Origin of the sequence: Campylobacter sp. IFREMER_LSEM_CL1085 (assembly GCF_025772235.1) — a bacterium.
GTDB lineage: Bacteria > Campylobacterota > Campylobacteria > Campylobacterales > Campylobacteraceae > Campylobacter_D > Campylobacter_D lari_D.
On record NZ_JAKMRU010000003.1, the window covers coordinates 1 to 20,332 of the forward strand.

General features: G+C 29.0%; 22 protein-coding genes. 8 read left to right on the forward strand and 14 right to left on the reverse strand.

Going from position 1 to position 20,332, the window contains the following annotated elements; all coding sequences use genetic code 11:
* The coding region (locus L8W56_RS01960) for an amino acid adenylation domain-containing protein (RefSeq protein WP_263659250.1) at nt 1-1,496 on the reverse strand (1,496 nt) is incomplete at its 3' end.
* A 1-nt stretch (nt 1,497) separates the two neighbouring features.
* Nucleotides 1,498-2,280: an AAC(3) family N-acetyltransferase gene (locus L8W56_RS01965; RefSeq protein WP_263659251.1), complete on the reverse strand. Its 783-nt coding sequence runs from the start codon at nt 2,278-2,280 to the stop codon at nt 1,498-1,500.
* Nucleotides 2,281-2,349: 69 nt separating this feature from the next.
* Here L8W56_RS01965 and L8W56_RS08835 point away from each other — a divergent pair, with 69 nt between their 5' ends.
* Genes L8W56_RS08835 through L8W56_RS01975 form a run of 3 tightly spaced genes read left to right on the forward strand, consistent with a single transcriptional unit; the run spans nt 2,350 to nt 4,854 of the window.
* A complete protein-coding gene (locus L8W56_RS08835; protein ID WP_412175536.1) occupies nt 2,350-2,976 on the forward strand; it encodes a DUF2920 family protein in 627 nt (208 codons plus the stop codon).
* Complete coding sequence (locus tag L8W56_RS08840; RefSeq protein ID WP_412175537.1) at nt 2,957-3,571, forward strand: DUF2920 family protein; 615 nt, start codon at nt 2,957-2,959, stop codon at nt 3,569-3,571. Before L8W56_RS08835 ends, L8W56_RS08840 begins: the two co-directional genes overlap by 20 nt.
* A 35-nt stretch (nt 3,572-3,606) precedes the next feature.
* Nucleotides 3,607-4,854, forward strand: coding sequence for a DUF2920 family protein (locus L8W56_RS01975; protein WP_263659252.1), 1,248 nt, complete (start codon nt 3,607-3,609; stop codon nt 4,852-4,854).
* Between the two features lie 12 nt (nt 4,855-4,866).
* Here the strand turns inward: L8W56_RS01975 and L8W56_RS01980 are convergent, their stop codons facing one another.
* The 11 genes from L8W56_RS01980 to dcd are packed head-to-tail and all read right to left on the reverse strand — an operon-like array spanning nt 4,867 to nt 13,959.
* Entirely contained in the window at nt 4,867-5,085 is a 219-nt protein-coding gene (locus L8W56_RS01980; RefSeq protein WP_214100219.1) for an acyl carrier protein, read from the reverse strand.
* On the reverse strand, nt 5,078-6,145 hold the full coding sequence (locus L8W56_RS01985) for a beta-ketoacyl-ACP synthase III (protein ID WP_263659253.1): 1,068 nt from the start codon (nt 6,143-6,145) through the stop codon (nt 5,078-5,080). Before L8W56_RS01985 ends, L8W56_RS01980 begins: the two co-directional genes overlap by 8 nt.
* The gene (locus L8W56_RS01990; protein ID WP_263659254.1) at nt 6,135-7,658 is read right to left on the reverse strand and encodes an HAD-IIIC family phosphatase; all 1,524 of its coding nucleotides are present in this window, start codon (nt 7,656-7,658) and stop codon (nt 6,135-6,137) included. Before L8W56_RS01990 ends, L8W56_RS01985 begins: the two co-directional genes overlap by 11 nt.
* Entirely contained in the window at nt 7,655-8,059 is a 405-nt protein-coding gene (locus L8W56_RS01995) for a VOC family protein (protein ID WP_263659255.1), read from the reverse strand. The genes L8W56_RS01990 and L8W56_RS01995 overlap by 4 nt, the downstream gene beginning before the upstream one ends.
* Complete coding sequence (locus tag L8W56_RS02000; RefSeq protein ID WP_263659256.1) at nt 8,056-8,946, reverse strand: class I SAM-dependent methyltransferase; 891 nt, start codon at nt 8,944-8,946, stop codon at nt 8,056-8,058. The genes L8W56_RS01995 and L8W56_RS02000 overlap by 4 nt, the downstream gene beginning before the upstream one ends.
* A complete protein-coding gene (locus L8W56_RS02005; RefSeq protein WP_220566911.1) occupies nt 8,933-9,169 on the reverse strand; it encodes an acyl carrier protein in 237 nt (78 codons plus the stop codon). The genes L8W56_RS02000 and L8W56_RS02005 overlap by 14 nt, the downstream gene beginning before the upstream one ends.
* Nucleotides 9,170-9,172: 3 nt before the next feature.
* Entirely contained in the window at nt 9,173-9,955 is a 783-nt protein-coding gene (locus L8W56_RS02010) for an AAC(3) family N-acetyltransferase (RefSeq protein WP_263659257.1), read from the reverse strand.
* Nucleotides 9,952-11,211 carry a DUF4910 domain-containing protein gene (locus tag L8W56_RS02015; RefSeq protein ID WP_263659315.1) on the reverse strand — a complete coding sequence of 420 codons (1,260 nt, stop codon included), beginning with the start codon at nt 11,209-11,211 and terminating at the stop codon, nt 9,952-9,954. The genes L8W56_RS02010 and L8W56_RS02015 overlap by 4 nt, the downstream gene beginning before the upstream one ends.
* 4 nt (nt 11,212-11,215) lie before the next feature.
* Nucleotides 11,216-12,346 carry a UDP-4-amino-4,6-dideoxy-N-acetyl-beta-L-altrosamine transaminase gene (pseC, locus tag L8W56_RS02020; RefSeq protein ID WP_263659258.1) on the reverse strand — a complete coding sequence of 377 codons (1,131 nt, stop codon included), beginning with the start codon at nt 12,344-12,346 and terminating at the stop codon, nt 11,216-11,218.
* A complete protein-coding gene (pseB, locus tag L8W56_RS02025; RefSeq protein WP_133319776.1) occupies nt 12,343-13,350 on the reverse strand; it encodes a UDP-N-acetylglucosamine 4,6-dehydratase (inverting) in 1,008 nt (335 codons plus the stop codon). The genes pseC and pseB overlap by 4 nt, the downstream gene beginning before the upstream one ends.
* 48 nt (nt 13,351-13,398) lie before the next feature.
* Complete coding sequence (gene dcd, locus L8W56_RS02030) at nt 13,399-13,959, reverse strand: dCTP deaminase (protein ID WP_012661997.1); 561 nt, start codon at nt 13,957-13,959, stop codon at nt 13,399-13,401.
* A gap of 131 nt (nt 13,960-14,090) precedes the next feature.
* On the opposite strand from dcd, the gene accB reads away from it, so the two are divergent.
* Together accB and L8W56_RS02040 are read left to right on the forward strand one after the other, a co-directional pair.
* Nucleotides 14,091-14,540: an acetyl-CoA carboxylase biotin carboxyl carrier protein gene (gene accB / locus L8W56_RS02035; RefSeq protein WP_039626958.1), complete on the forward strand. Its 450-nt coding sequence runs from the start codon at nt 14,091-14,093 to the stop codon at nt 14,538-14,540.
* 1 nt (nt 14,541) lies between these two features.
* Nucleotides 14,542-15,873, forward strand: coding sequence for an acetyl-CoA carboxylase biotin carboxylase subunit (locus L8W56_RS02040; protein WP_263659259.1), 1,332 nt, complete (start codon nt 14,542-14,544; stop codon nt 15,871-15,873).
* 18 nt (nt 15,874-15,891) lie between these two features.
* Here the strand turns inward: L8W56_RS02040 and L8W56_RS02045 are convergent, their stop codons facing one another.
* Nucleotides 15,892-16,719, reverse strand: coding sequence for a peptidyl-prolyl cis-trans isomerase (locus L8W56_RS02045; RefSeq protein WP_263659260.1), 828 nt, complete (start codon nt 16,717-16,719; stop codon nt 15,892-15,894).
* 64 nt (nt 16,720-16,783) lie between these two features.
* Between L8W56_RS02045 and gltX the strand changes: the two genes are divergently transcribed.
* The 3 genes from gltX to L8W56_RS02060 all read left to right on the forward strand — a co-directional run bounded on the left by gltX (nt 16,784) and on the right by L8W56_RS02060 (nt 20,323).
* Nucleotides 16,784-18,175: a glutamate--tRNA ligase gene (gene gltX / locus L8W56_RS02050; protein ID WP_263659261.1), complete on the forward strand. Its 1,392-nt coding sequence runs from the start codon at nt 16,784-16,786 to the stop codon at nt 18,173-18,175.
* Nucleotides 18,175-19,410 (forward strand): malic enzyme-like NAD(P)-binding protein, encoded by a 1,236-nt coding sequence (locus L8W56_RS02055; RefSeq protein ID WP_133319773.1) that lies wholly within the window; start codon nt 18,175-18,177, stop codon nt 19,408-19,410. Before gltX ends, L8W56_RS02055 begins: the two co-directional genes overlap by 1 nt.
* Before the next feature lie 247 nt (nt 19,411-19,657).
* Nucleotides 19,658-20,323 carry an MqnA/MqnD/SBP family protein gene (locus tag L8W56_RS02060; protein ID WP_133319772.1) on the forward strand — a complete coding sequence of 222 codons (666 nt, stop codon included), beginning with the start codon at nt 19,658-19,660 and terminating at the stop codon, nt 20,321-20,323.
* Nucleotides 20,324-20,332: the final 9 nt, after the last annotated feature.

Here is a 20,332-nt window from a genome sequence, read left to right on the forward strand (position 1 = left end):
TAAGAGTTTTTACTCAAAACCTTCCTATCAATCTTCCCATTTGCATTTAAAGTAAATTGTTCTATTTTAACAAATTTTTTAGGTATCATGTAAACAGGGAGTTTGTCTTTTAAAAAGTTTTTAAAATCTAACTCTTCCTTACTTTCATAAAAGCAAATAATTTCTTCTTTAAAAATACAAGCACAATTTCTTACATTCTCATGAGAATTGATAATACTTTCTATCTCTCCAAGTTCTATGCGATGACCCATGTATTTGATTTGATGATCTATCCGTCCATAACATAAAAGTTCACCAAATTCATTATAAGCTACCACATCACCTGTTTTATAAAGCAAGTCTAGGTAATTATCATGCAAAGGATTTTGCATAAAAGCTTGCTTTGTTTTTTCTTTATCGTTGTAATAGCCTAAAGAAAGACAAGTTCCTCTTACATAAAGCTCGCCTTTAACTCCCACTTGACTTGAAGTAATTAAATTTAAATTCTCATCAAAGACTAAAAGTTGGGTATTTTTACATGCTTTTCCTATAGGCAAAAGCTCATCATCGCTAAATTGCCTATCAACTATGTAAAAAGAGCATGCATCGGTAATTTCAGTAGGTCCGTAAAGATTAGCAAATAAAGCACTAGGAAGGTGCTTACGCCAAATGTTGAGTTGTTTATTTGGCATGATTTCGCCACAAAAAAGAATTTTGTTTAAATGCCTTAGTGTAAAGGCTTCAAGCGCATTAGTATTAGCAAAATAAATCAGCACTGAAGGTACCCAAAAAATTGTTGTTATTTTTTCTTGTTCTAGATACTCCAAAATTTTATTTGGAAAAGCAAAAAGATGATTAGGCAGTATATGAAGCGTAGCTCCCATTTTAACAGAGCTAAATATATCTAATATGCTATTATCAAAGTAAAATGGCGCTTGATTAGCAAGTATATCTTCATGGCTTAGCTTAAAAGTTTCACATACCCAAAAAGTATAATCAATCACACTTTTATGGCTTATGCTTACTCCTTTTGGAGTTCCTGTGCTTCCGCTTGTAAAAAAGACATAAAGTAAATTAGTATCTATGTGATCGTTTAAAGCTTTTTCTAAAGCATTTTCATTTATAACAAAGCTTTCAAAATCTTCTGTGAAAATGGTATCAAGATTAAAATCTAAATTTAATTTTTTAGAAGTAATTAAAAGCTTTGGTTTCAAAACTTCTATAACTTTTTCTACACGCTCTTTGGGACTTTTTTCATCTAAAAGTGTATAAAAATTTCCACTTTTTGCTACACCAAAAAAAGAAAGCAAACAATCAATTCCTTTAGGAAGTATGATTAATACAGGATCTTGTGTACTTTTAGTAGGAAGTTTAGAAAGAATTTTACTTGCTATTTTTTTACTTAAATCATCAAATTCTTTATAGCCTATACTTCTACCATTAAACTCAACAAAAGCATTTTTGCTTCCAAATTTAGCAACACTTTCTTGTAAAAAATCATTGATATGAGTTGTCATTTTATTCCTTTAGCAAACAATAAGGGTTATCCTTTAAAGCTTTTAATGTTTTTTCTAAATAGTTTTTCATGTTGATATTTATTATATGAGCATTGGAAAAATTTAAAATATTAAAATTATCATCATTTTTTAAAATAGCTACTTGTTTATCAACATCTAAATCTGAATTTTCATCCAATTTTCTAACATAGTATTTAATATTTTTTTGGAGTATTTTACCATCTTCATCAATAATTTTTCCACTAAAATTTTTAAAATATCTATATGGAACATGAGCTTTTTCTTCTATGAAATGACTAAAAGTGTACCCGGCTATTTTAGAGCCAAATAAAACTAATTTTCCATTTTCTTTGGCTAAAATTTCATACACACAATTTTCTCCAAAACAACTTGTAGTGTCCTTTAAAAACAATTCTTCTTTAGCTCCTTTAATGGCAAATGAAAATATAGGATCATTGGTGCGTTTTACCCCCCCCCATTTGCGAAAATATTCTGTTAAAACACCAACAGTGCTTTTTGAATTCAAATTATCATAAACTTCATTTTTGCAAAAACTATAAGTAAATGTAGGCATGATTAAAGTACCTTCTTTACCTATAACTTCAAAAAAACAATCTAATATAGTTTGTAAAAATTCATTTCTAGGAAGTAAAGGAATACCAAATTTCATCAATTCACTATGTACACACAAAATATCACCTTTTTTAATACCAAGTTTTTTAAAAGCTTCTATTAAGTCTATATTGGAATATTTTTTATCATTGCATTTAAATATATATTTCATACTTTTTTCTTTGAATGTATTTTAATTAGTTATAATAGCATATAAATTATAATATCAAGAAAGAAAAATATGCTCATAAATCAAACTTATTTTATAGACTCTTGTGATGATGTAGAATTAAATATAAAAAGAGAAAGTAAATTAGAATATAGAATCACTTATGATGATAGTAAGCAAATGAAAGCTATTGTTTTTATCATAGGTGGATATGGAGCAAATGCAAATATACATTTTCTAGAAAGTTATAGAAATTTTATAGCTAAAAAATTTGATGTAGTAGCTGTAAATGTATTTTATCATTGTTTTTGCCAAAGAGTTTCTGATGTGGATAAATATAGCGCTGAAATGACTTTTTTATTAGACGATATAAGAACATTTGAAAAGGCTTTCAGGGATTTTGAAATAGAATTTGAAGTGCTAGATAATACAAAAAATATAGAAAAATATTATCAAATTCTTGATCAAAAAATGAGTATATTAAAAGAACAAGGAATTTTAAATCAAGACTATAAGGTTGAGTTATCTGTGACTTTTATCCCACCTAACAATGAGTATAATAATTTTGCCATTATGCCTGCAATCGATCATATCAATGCCTTAAAAGATATAATGAAAAATTATCCTCAATTTAAATCTTTACCTAAAATTTACGGGGGGGGGGTCATATGGTGGCTTAGTGGCATTAATATGTGCTAAAATAGCTCCTTGGTATGTAGATGGAGTAATAGATAATTCAGGTGCTGCATTGCCTCCATTAAGATATATCATAGGAAGGGATTTAAATAAAGGTGATGCTATTTTAAACGAAGATGAGTTAAATAGTAAAGTTCATTGTTATGTGGAAACTTATTGGACACGCAAAAACCCAAACTCACCTTATTATTTTGCTGATGAAAATTATTTAATAAGAGCTTTACTTAATAAAGATCATTTGATTTTGCAAGCTCAAAAGAATAAAAATATTATTTATACAAGTTATCATAGTGCTAAAGATGACTTAACTCCAGCTGATCATAAAATTTCTATGATAGAAATTTTAAAAGCCTTAAATTATGAAGTAGATTTTCATCTAATAGATGAAAAAGATATAGATGGTAAATTTATTAAAAATTTAACTCATGGCTGTGGAATTCCTGATAAGGCATTATTTAATAAAGAATTACCTATTATGCTTGAAAAATTAAAAGATAAAACATTTAACATGAAAAAAGATAGCATATCTTATCCTTGTAAAAATAAAGTTTTTACTTTTAAAGATGAAAATGATAAATTTGTTTTAGATATTATTTGATAGAATATATCTAAAACTAGCAAAGGCTTTTTAAAATGTTAAAGAATGAGACCTATTTCATAGACTCTTGCGATGATGTAGAATTAAATATAAAAAGAGAAAGTAAATTAGAATTTAAATTAACTTATGATGATAGCAAAGAAATAGAGGCTATTGTTTGTGTTATACAAGGACTTGGTAGTGATATAAGTGAACCTATGCTTAATTTTAATATGAAATATTTTGCTATGAATTATAATGTAGCAGTTTTAAGTGTAAATTATCATTGTATAGGTAATCGTCCTCAAACAGGAGCAAAATTTTTTCTTGATAATATTGATAAGCTTATTTTTGATGCAAGCTTAAAAGCTATTGACATAGAAATTCCTTATGATATATCAAAACTTAATACTTTTGAAGAATTTCATCCTGCTATGGATTATCTTAATAAAGAAATTCAAAAAAAGAAAGATAGTTGGGAATTTGACAAAGATTATTATTTGGACTTAAGTGTGAGCTTGCAGCCTACCAAAAATGAATATCAAAATTTTGGCATCATGCAAGCAACAGATATACTAAATGCTCTTTTGTATATTAGAAAAAATTCTCCTTTTAAAGTTATGGGGGGGGGTATAAAGCATATTTTAGTTGGAAGTTCAAGAGGTGGATATTTAGCAAATTTATGTGCAAAGTTAGCTCCTTGGCTTGTTGATGTTGTAATAGATAATTCTTCTAATGCTTTACTTGGAGATTTGTGGAGAATAATAGGATTTGGAAAAGAAATAGATTATATAAAATATCCTTCTTTTGACACTTTTTATTTTTTTAAAAACATTAAATTATGTTGTTTTGATAAAACCATTTGGACTTCCAATACTTCATCATTTAATTATTTTTCAAATGCAAGGAGAATGATTAGGGATATATTAGTAAAAGATCATCTGAACACACAAGCAAAATATCCAAAGCCAAAATATATTTTTTATCATTCTAAATTTGATATTGATTTAGCTCCACCGCAAGATAAAGAAGATTTAGTTGAAATACTAAAAGAACTAAATTTTAATGTTTATTTTTGTATGATAAAAGATGAAAAACAAATAGATGGTAAGTTTATTAAAAATCTAACTCATGGTATGGGTATACCTATGAAATTACTTATTAAAAAACACTTACCGCAAATTTTACAAGAACCTTTAAAAGATAAAACTTGTAAAAAAGAAATCTCATATAAGTGTGATGATTTAATATATACTTTTAAAGAGGAAAATGAGCAGATTATTTTAAGTGTGGAAAGGGTTTAAACAAATATTTGTTTAAACACCAGCTAAAGCTAAAAGATCGCTTACTTTTTCACATTTTTTAAGATCATCACCGCTAATTTGTTTACCAAGTGAGTTTTTAAATAATACCATGATAGATACAAAAGCTAAGCTATCCCATTCATCAATATCATCTAAAATCATATCTTCTTTTAGTGTTTCATCCATATGCATAGCTTCGCTAATAGCTTCTAATAATTCTTCTTTAGTCATTTTTTTCTCCTTTATAAATTGAAATTGTATCAGTTTTAAAGTTTTTATCAAAATTTATATAAGCACTCCCCCAGGCATATCCAGCGCCAAAAGCACTTAAAATGGCATTAAAATCATTTTTTTGCATTGTACAAAGTAAAGCAGGTAAAGAGCAGGCACTTAAATTAGCATATTTTGACATCAAAAAATTTGGTGCTTTAGAGCTATCAATACCCAAGTCATTTATAATAGAATCAACTAAAAATTGATTGGATTGATGTAATAAAAAATAATCCACTTCATCTTTACTTTTTTCACAAAAATCAAGCATTTCTTTTATGCTTTGGCTCTCAAGATTAAGTGCTTGGTTAAAAATTTCAGCCCCATCCATGTAAAGATTATCTAAGCTCCTATGCTTATTGGTTTGAAATATTTCTTTATTGGAGCTTTTACTCTCATCAAGTTTAGCAAAAGCTCTATTGGGTATGATGAGTTTGTCAAAACCTTCTCCATTAGAATGAAGCTTAAAAAACGATTTTTCATTTGCACAGCTTATGAGTGTTGCGCTTACTCCATCGCCAAAGATTGGAGCTAAATTTGGATTTAAAGGGTTTATGGTTTTGCTTAAAGTATCACCACAAATTAATAAAATATTTTTTGCATTTTGATTTTCTAAAAAAGAAAAAGCTATAAATAAGCCATATAAATACCCAGAACATGCTTGATTTACATCAAAAGCTATGGTTTGAGGTTTTAAATTTAATCGTTTGTGAAGATAGTTTGCGCATGATGGCATAAAAAAATCAGGAGTTTGTGTAACAAAAATCACCATATCAAGCTTATTTTTATCAAAATCAAGCATTTTAAATAAATTTATACTTGCTTCATAGGCTAAATCTGTTGTGCTAATATTTTCATCAGCAATAAATCTTTCTTGTATGCCTGAAATTTTTTTCATTCTTTTTAGCATTTTGACATCATTTTGAAAAACATCTTCTAAGCAATCATCTATATTTATACATTTATTAGGCACGCAAACGCTTATACCTGCTATTTTGGCTTTATTAAAACTAGCTTTCAATTATAAGTCCTTCGTAATTTATCATTTCTTTTTGGATTAGAGCAAAATTTTCTTTTATATTTGCATTTAAACTATATAAAAATTCTAAAAATGGCATATTTCTTTCGCCCTTTTGAAAGTATAAAATACATTCTTTTGTATTAAAATGCACATGTAATAACTCTATAGCCTTATATAGCATAATTTTTTCAAGCTTTCTTCCTAAAGCTCTGCAACTTATGCAAAGATCTTTTATGATTAAATTTGTTTCATCTTTATAAGCTAAAAAAATTGCTATAATGCCACTATCACTTAATTTATCACTCATGCTTATAGTCAAAATAGCATATTTTTGCATAAATTCTTCACACTCTTTTAAGCTTAATCTTGAGTAATTTGATATAAATTGATTAGTTTTATTAAGTAGTTGTGAAATTCTTTCAAGTTCATCCGTGTGGTTGATATGAAATTTCAAACAAATCTGTAATTTTTCAAAATACTCTTTAGGGCTAAGCTTGCTAAGTTCTTGTCTTTGTAAATTTGCTTTAATATCAGCACTTCTTAACTCATCTTCTTTGCTAAAGCTTGTTTTTAAAAGTCTAGGATAGAGCTTTAAACTATAAGCACTATTTTCATCAGCTAGTAAGGTGTTAATATGAAGGTGTGATACATTTTCAATTTCGGCTATATTATCATCAATAAATAGCACACTATCAAAAGCTATATTAAAAAAATTTACAATTTCTTTAATATTTTCGTCTTTACTTTTCCAATTAGCCTTGATCATACTAAAATCATCAAGTTGTAATAAAAAGTCTTTTCTTTGTGAAAAAAGTTTTTTTACATCTTCTTCTTCATTTTTTGAAGCGATGGCGAGTAAAAAACCTTGATTTTTTAAATTTAAAAGCTTACTTTGCAAGGCTTTATGATTGCTAGATAAAGTAAGATTTTCAATGCCATCTTCGCCTAAAATTCCTTGGTATAAGGTATTATCAAGATCTATGATGATTGCTTTTAAAGTTGGTTGCAAGAAGCTAGGTAGGATTTTTAGTCCTAGAATTTGGGCTAATTTTACACAAGCTTTATTACTAAGTCTGCTTGCATTTATTTCAAAATTACTATCATCTATGATGAGATTTTCATCTAAAAAGGGCTTTAGTATTTTGCAAATACTATATTCTTTTAAGCTTGTATCGCCAAGTAAAAGTGTGATGATAGGAGCGTTGCTAATGCTTGATAGTTCTTGTATTTTTTCTTTGATAAAATCATCTACATTTTTTTTATAATTGTTTAAATCTATAAATATAATATTTAAATCTGCTTTTTGAAAATTATCATAACTTAAACTATCATCATAAGAGCTTATGTTAAATTCAGCCTTTAATTTACTAAAGGCTAAAAATGCATTTAGTATGCTTGAAATCACTTCAAAAGAGTGATTTCTAAAAACATTAATAGTAATTTTTTTATAATGATTTTCCTTACTAAGTTTTATGAGATCATTTCTTTTTAAATTTGGTGAAAAAAGATTCATTTTAGCTCTACTAATTCTATTAATAAATTATTACTCATCATCACAAAGCAAAGTTTTGCAAAATAACTTGCTTTCATTATGTCAACAACTAACAAACCATCATTTAAAAGCAAAGATAAATCTTGCTCTATATTTTTGCTTTCATAAGCTATATGATACATTTTAGTTTTATTTTTCAAATAGTTATCTAAAACGCCTTTTTCATTTAAATTTGACAAAAGTTCAAAGCGATATTGGGGGAATAAGTTATTTTTTGGAATGATAAATTCTCCTTTTACCCCTTGTTGTTCGTCTATAAATTCAGCTTCTTTAATAAAACCTAGCTTTTCAAATATTTTTCTTTCTTTTTCTAAAGATTTACATGCTACACCTATATGGTGGATTGGTAAATTTAAATTCATTTTTCAAATACCACAGCCATAGTTATAGCATTTTTAAATTTTAAAGCTTTTTCTAAAGAATAGTCATTTGCCATAAAACATTCATATTGTTTTATTTTTAAATCTGCTTTTTTTGCCATTTCAAAAATTTCAGTTGGATGTGTAAATAAGTATATATGATCAATTGCAGGTGCGTTGATAGGTATGGTTGCAAAAATTTCACCTTCATCGCTTAATAAGTCTTTTGCTCTTTTTAAAAATTCTAAAGGCCGTTCAACATGTTCTAAAACTTCTCCAATTACTATTAAATCAGCTTTTTTGTGAAATTGAAATTGAAAAAAATCTTTACATAAAAATTCACAATTATTAATTAAATTTTTAACTTGATTTTCCACCATATTTTTTGTCAATTCACAACTAGTAGGGGATAAATCTAAACCTAAATAATAATCAAATTTCAAACTTTTAACAGCTTTAGTAAAAAATTCTCCATGTCCTGGGCCTATTTCAAAATAATTATCATGTTTGCTTTTTGGTTGAAGATAATTTTCAAAATACTTTCTAACTTTTATATGAGCAATCCAAATATAAGATGAAAGCGCAAGCCCTATCATGTATTTTTTCATATAAGTTTCATTAAAATAGACTTTATCTTTTACTTCTTCAAAACTTTTATATCTATATGAGTTATTTTCTATGAAATATTTTGTTTCTTCTAAAGTGTCATTAAGTATAGTTAAATAGCATTCGCACTGCTCTTGTAAAGAAATATTGTTTTGAAGATAATATGAAATGAGATTTTCAAATTCTATTTCATCTTCATTTGTTAGACTGATTTTATTTAAATATTTTGCGTGAATTGGATTTTTTATAGCTATTAACTCAAATAAGTTTTTAATATTTTTCATTTTTTACCTTTGATTTGATAGCTTGCAAAAGTTCATTTTGTGATTTTAGCTGACTTAATTCATCTTTGCTAAATTTGATTTCAAATTCTTCTTCTAAGCTCATGATTATATCAATATGATTTAAAGAAGTCCAATTTTTGCAATTTTGCATGCTTAAATTTGAATTTTCATCAACTTTTACTTCTAGTATATTTTCTAAAATTTCATAAAATTTATTTTCCATTTTTTAACTATCCTTTAGAATAAGTACATTTTTATTCATGTTTAAGGCTCTTATTATGACATTTTCATATTCTTGAGCAATAAAAATACTTATGTTATCATTGGCAAATTTTATCATATCGCTTTTAAAAGATGATAAAGCTATTTTAATAATATTTTTAATATTAGGAAGAGAGTGCTTGTTTAAATCTCTAACAAAATATAAGATTTCTTTTTTTGTTTTTTCTCCATTTTCATCAAGAATAAAACCCTGAAATTTTTTAAAATATCTGTAATCTACTTGATATTTTTCCTCAATATGGTGGGTTATGGTGTGTCCAATGCCACCAAAAGTAAGAAATTTCCCATTTTCTTTTATTAAAACATCATACACACAATTTTCTCCAAAACAACTTGTAGTGTCCTTTAAAAACAATTCTTCTTTGGCTCCTTTTATAGCAAAGGAAAATATAGGATCACTAGTGCGTTTTACTCCTGCTTGTTTGCGAAAATATTCATTTAAAGCACCCATTTTTGTAGGAGAATTTAATTTATCATAAACTTCATTTTTGCAAAAACTATAAGTAAAAGTAGGCATGATTAAAGTACCTTCTTTACCTATAACTTCAATAAAACAATCTAATATAGTTTGTAAAAATTCATTTCTAGGAAGCAAGGGTGTGCCAAAATTAAAAAGTTCAGTATGCACACACAAAATATCGCCTTTTTTGATGCCAAGTTTTTTGAAAGCTTCTATTAAGTCAATATTAGAGTATTTTTTATCATTATATTCTAAGAAATATTTCATTTTATTAGTTTATGAAATTTTAATCTTTCTATTAAATCTTTTAATTCATAAGCTTGTATATTTAGCTTTGAGGCTATATCTAAAACATCGTTTTTATCATCACAAAATGCTAAGAAACTAAGTATATTTTCAACTCTTCCTTCTCTTTTGCAATGGTCTATATATAAGTCTCTTTTACCTAAATTGGGTTCGCAAAATACAGTATTTTGATAAATTTCATTCACTTCTAAATTCATGATAATTTCTTGCATAGCTTTTAAGCCACCTTGCAATCCTTCTTCGCTGATGAAATTTAAATCATCTTTGCTAGTGTGGTATTCTTTATAATCACCAAATCTAGTCCTACACACACAAACTACGGGTAAATTTACCAAAGGAGCACAGTATTGTCTCTCATCGCTTCCTCTATCTAAAAAGTTAAATTCTTTAAAATTATTTTTTTCTTTTAAGGTATGTAAAGCTACTTTATCTGCTAGGGTATTTTCACTTGGAGTGTGAATGAGTGAGTAAGCATTATCATCACCTATGCAAGAGAGTACAAAACCTGCTTTAGTGTGTTTTTGTAAATGTTTTAAATGTTTACTAAGATAAACTATACTCCCTATGGTTTCAGGAATAAAAACAAAACGATAATTATATTTTCTCTCTTTAAGTTCTAAAAGCCATTTAGCTAAAAATGCAGCTACTACAGGGCCGCTTAGCTCGTTATTTGCCATAGATGGATGACAAAGGTAAGTGGAAATTAAAATTTCATCTTTTGTTTCTTGCGTGCTAGGTATGAGTAAATCAGCATAGTTTAAAACCCCATTTTCATGGTGTTTTGCATCTATGAAAACTTTATATTTTCCTTCTTTTAGTTTAACTCTATCTTCATGTTTTATACAAAAACCCCAACGCCTTTTATAATAGCTTGTCACATAAGGTATAGCATCAGGCATACCCTCTATAGAGTAAAGGTGTTCTTGTAAGCTTGCTAGATCAAGCTCTGTGTCTATGCCTGTGCTATAGTTTAATACATGAAGATTATTTTGCTTAAAATCACAAATTTTTTCTCCATTTGGAGTGATGATATAAGCATTGTTTATCTCCCATTCAGCAGGTACTTCCCAGTCAAACACTTTGCTCCCGCTTGCTATAGAGTGAATTTTTAATATACCCCCCCCCATAGCTTCATCAAGTATTTTTAAGCTTTGTCTAAAGCCTTTCCCGGTAATACTTCTGCATATAGGAAAAAGCTCACAAACTAGCTCATACATACTTTTACTCACAACAAGCCTTTTTAGTTTCTTCTAAAATCTTAAATAAATTATCTTTAATAAATTGTGCTTCTTTTAAATTCATTTCTTGATGAGCAGGTATGCTAAGTTCAGCTTTATAAAAATTATCCGCATTTTCTAAGAATAAATTTCCATATAAGTTTTTATAATAACTAAACTCATAAGTAGGCTTATAATGCACTTGTACACCTATGCCCAAATTTAATAATTTTTCAAAAATAATCTCTTTTTGGCAATAAAACTCAGGAAAAAGCAAAATAGGATATAAATGTCTTGAGCTTTTTTTGTAATCTTTGATTTTTATAGTGCTAAAATAAGGATTTTTTTCAAATTCTTTATCGTAAAAACTTGTGATGATTTCTCTTTTTTCTAGCATATTATCAAGTTTTTTTAGTTGATTTATACCTAAAGCACAAGCTACATCACTTAAACGATAATTATAGCCTAGTTCAATCATATCACTATCCCAAAGTCTTTTTTTGACTATGCCATGACTTCTTAAAAGCTTGATTTTTGAGATTAATTCCTCATCATTGCTAACGACCGCACCACCCTCAAAGGTTGTAATAGGTTTAACCGGATGAAAAGAAAATATGCTCAAATCTCCCATAGAGCCTACTTTTTGATCTTTATAAATAGCACCTAGGGCATGACTTGCATCATCAATTAGTGGGATGTTGTATCGTTTGGCTAAGGCTAAAATTTCATCCATTTCTACACTATTTCCCGCAAAATCAACCACACAAATTGCCCCTATATTAGAGCTATCTTGGCTTAATCTTAAAGCAAGTTTTTTCTCATCAATATTTCCATCACTTTTTACATCTATAAACTCAACCCTAGCACCTGCCATTAAAGCTGCATTTGCAGTTGCAGCAAAGGTAATAGGGGTTGTTAAGACAATTTTATCTTTTACATTTAAAGATAAATATGCAAGGTGTAAAGCAGAAGTAGCTGAATTTAGCACGCAAGCATATTTTACACCCACATATTCACAAAGGGCTTGTTCAAATTCTTCAACCTTTTTTCCACCGGTTAAAAAATCATCTTTTAAAGCCTCACAAACTACTTGTATGTCTTGTTCGTCAATATTTTGATGAGAATAAGTTATCATTTTTCAAGCTCTGTATGATTTATTATATTTAAAAGCTCTTCTTGGCTAATCCATGATGGATTGTTATCAGAGCTATAAGAAAAGCCATTAGAAACTTTTTTACCCTTTTGTCCTTTTGCATTTATACTAAAATCAACATTAGTGTTATTAAATTGAATGCTTGGACTAATGGCATAATAATTTTCAAATTCATAAGTTAAATGACTATCATCACTTGAAATCATAATTTCATGTAGTTTTTCACCTGCTCTTATACCTATGATTTTATGAGCTAAATTAGGAGCCATAGTTTTAGCTAAATCAACGATTTTCATAGAAGGAATTTTTGGTACGAAAATTTCCCCTCCATGCATATAGGCAAAATTATTCAGCACGAAATTAACCCCATCTTCTAAGGATATCCAAAATCTTGTCATTCTCTCATCTGTGATAGGAAGTTCTTTAGCACCTTCATTGATTAGTTTTTTAAAAAATGGTATGACAGATCCTCTTGAACCCACTACATTACCATATCTTGTAACGCTAAATTTAGTATGAGAATTTCCTGCGATGTTGTTTGCTGCTACAAAAAGCTTATCACTTGCAAGCTTTGTAGCTCCGTATAAATTAATAGGATTGCATGCTTTATCGGTTGAAAGAGCGATACATTTTTCTACATTATTTTCCAAACACGCATCGATTACATTTTGTGCTCCATGGATATTAGTTTTTATACATTCCATTGGATTATATTCTGCAATTGGCACATGTTTCATAGCAGCTGCATGAATGACAAAATCAACATCCTTCATTGCTATGCTCAATCTTTCTTTATCTCTTACATCGCCTATAAAATAACGCATACAATCATCATTAAATTCTCTTGCCATTTCAAATTGTTTTAACTCATCTCTTGAATAAATGATGATTTTTTTAGGTTTGTATTTTTGAAGTAAAGTTTTAGTATAAGTTTTTCCAAAACTTCCTGTGCCACCGGTGATTAAAATGCTTTTTCCATTAAACATATATTTTCCTATTACTTGACTAAGTTTTTATATCGGTTGAAAATAAAATTATTTTAAAATTCTTGGTAAAGTTATACCTGTTTGAGCTTGGTATTTACCCTTTTTATCAGCATATGTTACATCACAAGGCTCATCTCCTTGTAAAAATAAAACTTGAGCTATACCCTCATTAGCATAAATTTTAGCAGGTAGTGGGGTTGTGTTTGAAATTTCTATAGTGATATGTCCTTCAAAACCTGGCTCAAAAGGGGTTACATTTACTATAATGCCACATCTTGCATAAGTGCTTTTGCCAAGACAAATTGCTAAAACATCATTTGGCATTTTAAAATACTCAACTGTTCTTGCAAGCGCGAAAGAATTTGCAGGTACTATACATACATCGCCTACAAAATCTACTACATTTTCTTCTACAAAATTTTTAGGATCTACAACGGTGGAATTTACATTAGTGAAAATTTTAAATTCTCTTCCAACTCTTATATCATATCCATAGCTTGAAAGCCCATAACTAACTATACCTTTACCTATGTTTGCTTCACAAAATGGCTCTATCATATTGTGCTCTAATGCCATTTTTTTGATCCAATTATCTGCTTTTAAGCCCATTTTTGTCCTTTATAATTAAAGTGAATTTTTAAATTATATCTTAAAATAAAAGTAAAAAATAAATAATTGAAGTTATTTTTAGTATTTTTATATATAATTATAAATTAAGTCTTATAAATTAAGGAGAATATATGACAAAAGAAGAAATCAAAGAACTAATGCAACTTTTTGCAGAAGCAAATATAAGCAAGATTAAAATAAAAGAACAAGATGGATTTGAAATAGAACTTGAAAGAGATATGTGTTGTGAATTACCAGCTCCAGCTCCTGTTGCTCCAGCTCCACAGCCAATTAATGTAAATGTAGTTAATGAAACCAAAGCAAGCTCAAACTCTTCTAATAAACCGACTATCAATAGCCCTATGGTAGGTACTTTTTATCAAGCTCCAAGCCCAGGTGCAGCACCTTTTGCTAAAGCGGGACAAACTATTAAAAAAGGAAGTACTATAGCAATTATTGAAGCGATGAAAATTATGAATGAAATCGAAGCTGAATATGATTGTAGGATAGTAGAAGTATTAGTTGCAGATGGCCAGCCTGTAGAATTTGGTATGCCTTTATTTGTGGTGGAGAAATTATAAAATGGAAATTAAAAAAGTTTTAATAGCAAATCGTGGAGAAATTGCATTAAGAGCTTTAAGAACTGTAAAAGAAATGGGAAAAAAAGCAATTTGTGTGTATTCTATTGCAGATAAGGATGCTTTGTATTTAAAATATGCTGATGCGAGTATTTGCATAGGAAATGCTAGAAGTTCAGAAAGCTATTTAAATATCCCAGCTATTATTAGTGCAGCTGAAATTAGCGAAGCGGATGCGATTTTTCCAGGATATGGATTTTTAAGTGAAAATCAAAATTTTGTTGAAATTTGTGCAAAACATAATATCAAATTCATAGGCCCTTCAGTAGCTGCTATGGCACTAATGAGTGATAAAAGTAAAGCAAAACAAGTAATGCAAAGAGCAGGTGTGCCTGTAATCCCAGGAAGCGATGGGGCTTTAAATGGGGTTGAAGCAGCAAAAAAACTTGCTAAAGAAATAGGCTATCCTGTGATTTTAAAGGCAGCAGCAGGTGGTGGCGGCCGTGGTATGCGTGTAGTTGAAGATGAAAAAGATTTAGAAAAAGCTTACTGGTCAGCAGAAAGTGAAGCGATGAGTGCTTTTGGTGATGGAACTATGTATATGGAAAAATACATCCAAAACCCACGCCATATAGAAGTGCAAATCATAGGAGATAGCTTTGGAAATGTGATACATTTGGGTGAGAGAGATTGCTCTATGCAAAGACGCCATCAAAAACTTATAGAAGAATCTCCTGCAATTTTACTAGATGAAAAAACAAGAGCAAGACTTCATGAAACAGCAGTTAAAGCTGCTAAGGCTATTGATTATGAGGGTGCGGGAACTTTTGAGTTTTTAGTGGATAAAAATTTAGATTTTTATTTTATCGAGATGAATACGCGTTTGCAGGTTGAGCATTGTGTGAGTGAGATGGTAAGCGGGGTAGATATTATCGAGCTTATGATTAAAGTAGCAGAAGGGTATCCTTTGCCAAAACAAGAAGAAATTAAACTTAAGGGTCATTCTATAGAATGTAGAATTACTGCTGAAGATTCTAAAACTTTCTTACCTTGCCCAGGTAAAATCACAAAATATGTAGCTCCTGCAGGACGCAATGTAAGAATGGAAAGCCATTGTTATCAAGATTATAGTGTGCCTCCATATTATGATTCTATGATTGGAAAATTAGTCGTTTGGGGAGAAGATAGAAACACAGCTATAGCTAAAATGAAAATAGCCTTGCAAGAGCTTATTGTAGGTGGGATAAAAACAACCAAGGATTTTCATTTAGCGATGATGGATAATGCAGATTTTATCAATAATAATTATGATACAAATTATCTTTCAAGACATTAATTGAAGATAGGTTTTAACCTATCTTAATTCTTCTATATGAGCATTTGCTCTTATTTTATCAAGATGATTTTTTAAGGCTTGTTCTTTTTGAGTTAGGGTATAGACATTGCTAACTTGATCTTTGATTAAATCAAATTCGATATGATTTTTACCATATTTTTCTTTTACAAAATACACTATATAAGCGTTTTCGCCATTTAACACTGGAGTAAATTCTCCTATTTTTGTATTATTTAACAAAGCAAGTAATCTTGGATCTAAACTAGCTGCGTTTAAACTAATGGCTTTTGATTTAATTTGAGAATTTTTATACATAGGATTTTGTGCAAGCTGTTGTAAAAGTTCAGGATTGGTAGAATTATAAACAACTAAGTCTATATTTGAAAAAGTGCTAAATTTATCAAGATTGCTTTCATAAAAATGTTTTAGTGTTTCATCATCAATATTGATTTTTGCATTTTGCATTATGCTTCTATAAAGTTTTTCTCTTTCAAGATCTTTTCTAATTTTGTTTTTAAAAACTTCAAAACTTAAACCATCTTTTTCTATCTTTGCTTGCAAACCATTAATGTCAGTTTTATTGCCTTTTGCTATTTGGGCTAATTTTTCATTAAGTTCAAAAGTGCTTACATAAATTCCTAGCTTTTTAGCTTCGCTTTGTTGAACTTTATCATCTACTAAAAATGCTATAGCTTTTTGTTTGTCATTAGTTTTTAATTCTTTCATAGTTTGTTCTATATCATAAAGAGTAATAGGTTGATTTTCTACTACCATTGCTACACCACCAAGGGTTTGAGCATATAAAATATTTGCAGCAAAACAACAAGATATTAAAAATTTTCTCATATAAAACCTTTATTTAAGTGTAAATATAGCATTATAACAATAAAAATTTAAAAAAGGTAAAAATATGCAAGAAATCACAACGCGTTTTGCTCCTTCTCCAACAGGATATTTGCACATAGGAGGGCTTAGAACAGCTTTATATAATTATCTTTATGCAAGAAAAAATAAGGGTAAATTTTTATTGCGTATTGAAGATACGGATTTAAAAAGAAATTCACAAGAAGCTACGCAAGCTATTATAGAAGCATTTAAATGGTGTGGGCTTGATTATGATGGGACGATTGAGTATCAATCTCAAAGATTTGATATTTATAAAAAATACATTCAAAAATTATTAGATGAGGGCAAGGCTTATTATTGTTATATGAGCAAAGAAGAGCTTGATGAGTTAAGAGCTAAGCAAGAAGCAGCTAAAGAGCGTCCAAAATATGATGGTAGATATAGAGATTTTAAAGGAATTCCGCCAAGTGGTATTGAGCCTGTGGTGCGTATAAAAGCACCACAAAGTGGAGAGATTAAATTTATAGATGGCATTAAAGGCGAGGTTAGTTTTAAGGCTGAAGATATTTTAGATGATTTTGTAATTGCAAGAAGCGATGGTAGCCCAATTTATAATTTAACCGTTGTAATTGATGATGCACTAATGGGTGTGAGTGATGTTATAAGAGGAGATGATCATTTATCAAATACTCCAAAACAAATTGTCCTTTATGAAGCACTAGGCTTTAAAATACCTAAATTTTATCATGTAGCTATGATACATGGTGAAGATGGTAAGAAACTTTCTAAGCGTCATGGAGCAACTGATGTGATGGAATATAAAAATATGGGGATTTTACCTCAAGCCCTGCTTAATTTCTTAGTGCGTCTTGGTTGGAGTCATGGCGATGATGAAATTTTTTCTTTAGAAAGTATGCAAGAGCTTTTTGATCCAAATCATATTAACAAAAGTGCTTCTTGCTATAATTTTAAAAAATTAGAATGGCTTAATGCTCATTATATTAAAACTTTACCTTTTGAAGAAATCAATAGACAATTAAAAGATTTAGGATTTGATTTAAGTCAGTATGAAAAAGCAGGCTTTTTGCTAGATATGTTAAGAGAGAGAGCTAAAACCTTACATGATATTATTAGTGGGGCTAAAGTGTTACTAAATAACCCAAAAGAATATGATCAAAAGGCTGTAGATAAATTTCTCAATGTTACAAATTTAACTTATTTGGAAAAATACGCTATGGTTTTAAATGAGCAAAAAAATGCTTGTGAATTTGAAGAATTAACTAATCAATTCTTAGAAGAAAATAATCTTAAGTTAAAAGATCTAGCTCAAGCTATACGCATCGCACTCACAGGAAACTCGGTTAGTCCTAGTATATTTGAAGTATTGGAATTTTTAGGAGTGCAAAAGGCTAAACTTAGGATAAAAAATTTACTAAATTATATGAAGGAAAAATAATGAATTTAAAAGAAGAGGCTTTAGAATATCACTTAGGTGGTAAAGTAGATATTGTTGCTAGAAAGCCTATGGATAGTGCACATGATTTATCTTTGGCGTATTCTCCTGGGGTTGCTGAACCTTGTATTGAGATAGCAAAAGATGAAACTTTAGCTTATAAATACACTAATAAAGCTAATTTAGTTGCTATAGTAAGCGATGGTAGTGCAGTTTTAGGGCTTGGCAATATAGGAGCGAGTGCAAGCAAACCTGTTATGGAAGGAAAAGCTTGTTTGTTTAAAAAATTTGCTAATGTTAATGCTTATGATTTGGAAATTAATGCTCATAGTATAGATGAAATTGTTACTTTTTGTAAAGCTATAGCGCCTACTTTTGGAGGGATTAATTTAGAAGATATTTCAGCACCAAAATGTTTTGAAATAGAAGCTGCCTTGCAAGATCTTGGAATTCCTGTAATGCATGATGATCAACATGGAACTGCGATCATTTCTACAGCAGGATTAATGAATGCTATGGAAATTAGTGGTAAAAAATTTGAAGATATTAAAGTAGTGGTAAGTGGTGCAGGTGCAGCAGGTATTGCAAGTGCTAGAATGTATAGAAATTTAGGGGTTAAAAATATTGTTTTAGTAGATAGTAAAGGTGTGATTAATACTCAAAGAGATGATTTAAATAAATATAAACTAGAATTTGTAAGCGATACCAAAGATAGCACTTTAAGAGAAGCTTTAAAAGGTGCTGATGTATTTTTGGGTTTGAGTGCACCTAAGATTTTAGATGATGAGATGATTTTAAGTATGGCAAAAGATCCCGTGATTTTTGCATTAGCTAATCCTGTACCTGAAGTAATGCCAGAAGATGTTAAAAGAGTTAGGAACGATGCTATAGTTGGAACAGGTAGAAGTGATTATCCAAATCAAATTAATAATGTTTTAGGTTTTCCTTTTATCTTTAGAGGAGCTTTAGATGTAAAGGCAACTAAAATTACTGAAAATATGAAAATAGCAGCCGCAAAAGCTTTGGCTGATTTAGCTAAGCTTGAAGTAACTGATGAGGTAAAACAAGCTTATGGAGTAGAAGAGCTTAGTTTTGGTAGAGATTATGTGATACCAAAACCATTTGATAGCAGAGTAAAAGCTGTAGTTAGTGCTGCGGTAGCAAAAGCTGCGGTTGAAGATGGAGTAGCTTTGATAAATAATTTTGATTATCAGAGATATTTTGATAGTTTAAAATAATTTTTTATAAATTAAGTTTTATTTAAAATAATTTTTTATTATAAAACTTAATTTTATCTATTTTTTATTGTTTATATGAGTTATAAAAACATATTTTTTAAAAATCATTTAAAAAATATGTTTTAAATGTTACTTTTTTTCTTTTTAAATTATATAAATTTGATATTACTAGTATTTTTAATAAAATTAATTTATATTTAAGATATTTTTTAATAGGATATTTTTACTTAATCATAGAAAGGTCGAGATGATTTTTGGTAAGATAGATTATCTTAATTTACTCCCTTTACATATCTATCTTAAAAAATCAGCTTTTCCTAGCTATGTTAAGCAAACTACAGAATACAAAAAAGGGGTTCCTAGTAAGCTAAATCGCCATTTGTATTTTAGACGCATTGATGCAGCGATTATCTCAAGTGTTGAAAGTCGTAGAAAAAAATACAAAACCTTAAATGTGGGGATTTGCGCAAGCAAAAAGGTAAAAAGCGTTTTAGTGAAAAAACAATCTGAAAGCAAAGAAGATGCAAGCTCTGCAACTTCTAATGCTCTTGCAAAAGTTTTAAAGCAAAAAGGGGAGGTTATCATCGGTGATAAGGCTTTAAAACTTTATTTGCAAAATCCAAAAGATTATATTGATTTATGCGAATTATGGTATGAAAAGACAAAACTACCTTTTGTTTTTGCTCGATTTTCTTGTATTAAAAATTTTTCTATTTATAAAAAAATGATGAAAAATTTCACAAAAAGTAAAATTTTCATTCCGCAATATATTTTGCTAGATTATTCTAAGTCAAGAAATCTTTCTCAAAAAGAAATTAGTGCATATTTAAAGCTAATTTACTACAAAATAGGAACAAAGGAGCAAAAGGCGCTAAAAAAATTTTTAGCCAATGCAAACAGCAAGATACTATAAAAAGGACAA

What these genes read in the sequence shown, in the direction of transcription:
- L8W56_RS01965 (WP_263659251.1), bottom strand. Translation starts at nt 2,280, where the DNA reads ATGAAATATATATTTAAATGCAATGATAAAAAATATTCCAATATAGAC.
- L8W56_RS08835 (WP_412175536.1), top strand. Translation starts at nt 2,350, where the DNA reads ATGCTCATAAATCAAACTTATTTTATAGACTCTTGTGATGATGTAGAA.
- L8W56_RS01975 (WP_263659252.1), top strand. Translation starts at nt 3,607, where the DNA reads ATGTTAAAGAATGAGACCTATTTCATAGACTCTTGCGATGATGTAGAA.
- L8W56_RS01980 (WP_214100219.1), bottom strand. Translation starts at nt 5,085, where the DNA reads ATGACTAAAGAAGAATTATTAGAAGCTATTAGCGAAGCTATGCATATG.
- L8W56_RS01990 (WP_263659254.1), bottom strand. Translation starts at nt 7,658, where the DNA reads ATGAATCTTTTTTCACCAAATTTAAAAAGAAATGATCTCATAAAACTT.
- L8W56_RS01995 (WP_263659255.1), bottom strand. Translation starts at nt 8,059, where the DNA reads ATGAATTTAAATTTACCAATCCACCATATAGGTGTAGCATGTAAATCT.
- L8W56_RS02000 (WP_263659256.1), bottom strand. Translation starts at nt 8,946, where the DNA reads ATGAAAAATATTAAAAACTTATTTGAGTTAATAGCTATAAAAAATCCA.
- L8W56_RS02005 (WP_220566911.1), bottom strand. Translation starts at nt 9,169, where the DNA reads ATGGAAAATAAATTTTATGAAATTTTAGAAAATATACTAGAAGTAAAA.
- L8W56_RS02010 (WP_263659257.1), bottom strand. Translation starts at nt 9,955, where the DNA reads ATGAAATATTTCTTAGAATATAATGATAAAAAATACTCTAATATTGAC.
- L8W56_RS02015 (WP_263659315.1), bottom strand. Translation starts at nt 11,211, where the DNA reads ATGTATGAGCTAGTTTGTGAGCTTTTTCCTATATGCAGAAGTATTACC.
- pseC (WP_263659258.1), bottom strand. Translation starts at nt 12,346, where the DNA reads ATGATAACTTATTCTCATCAAAATATTGACGAACAAGACATACAAGTA.
- pseB (WP_133319776.1), bottom strand. Translation starts at nt 13,350, where the DNA reads ATGTTTAATGGAAAAAGCATTTTAATCACCGGTGGCACAGGAAGTTTT.
- dcd (WP_012661997.1), bottom strand. Translation starts at nt 13,959, where the DNA reads ATGGGCTTAAAAGCAGATAATTGGATCAAAAAAATGGCATTAGAGCAC.
- accB (WP_039626958.1), top strand. Translation starts at nt 14,091, where the DNA reads ATGACAAAAGAAGAAATCAAAGAACTAATGCAACTTTTTGCAGAAGCA.
- L8W56_RS02040 (WP_263659259.1), top strand. Translation starts at nt 14,542, where the DNA reads ATGGAAATTAAAAAAGTTTTAATAGCAAATCGTGGAGAAATTGCATTA.
- L8W56_RS02045 (WP_263659260.1), bottom strand. Translation starts at nt 16,719, where the DNA reads ATGAGAAAATTTTTAATATCTTGTTGTTTTGCTGCAAATATTTTATAT.
- gltX (WP_263659261.1), top strand. Translation starts at nt 16,784, where the DNA reads ATGCAAGAAATCACAACGCGTTTTGCTCCTTCTCCAACAGGATATTTG.
- L8W56_RS02055 (WP_133319773.1), top strand. Translation starts at nt 18,175, where the DNA reads ATGAATTTAAAAGAAGAGGCTTTAGAATATCACTTAGGTGGTAAAGTA.
- L8W56_RS02060 (WP_133319772.1), top strand. Translation starts at nt 19,658, where the DNA reads ATGATTTTTGGTAAGATAGATTATCTTAATTTACTCCCTTTACATATC.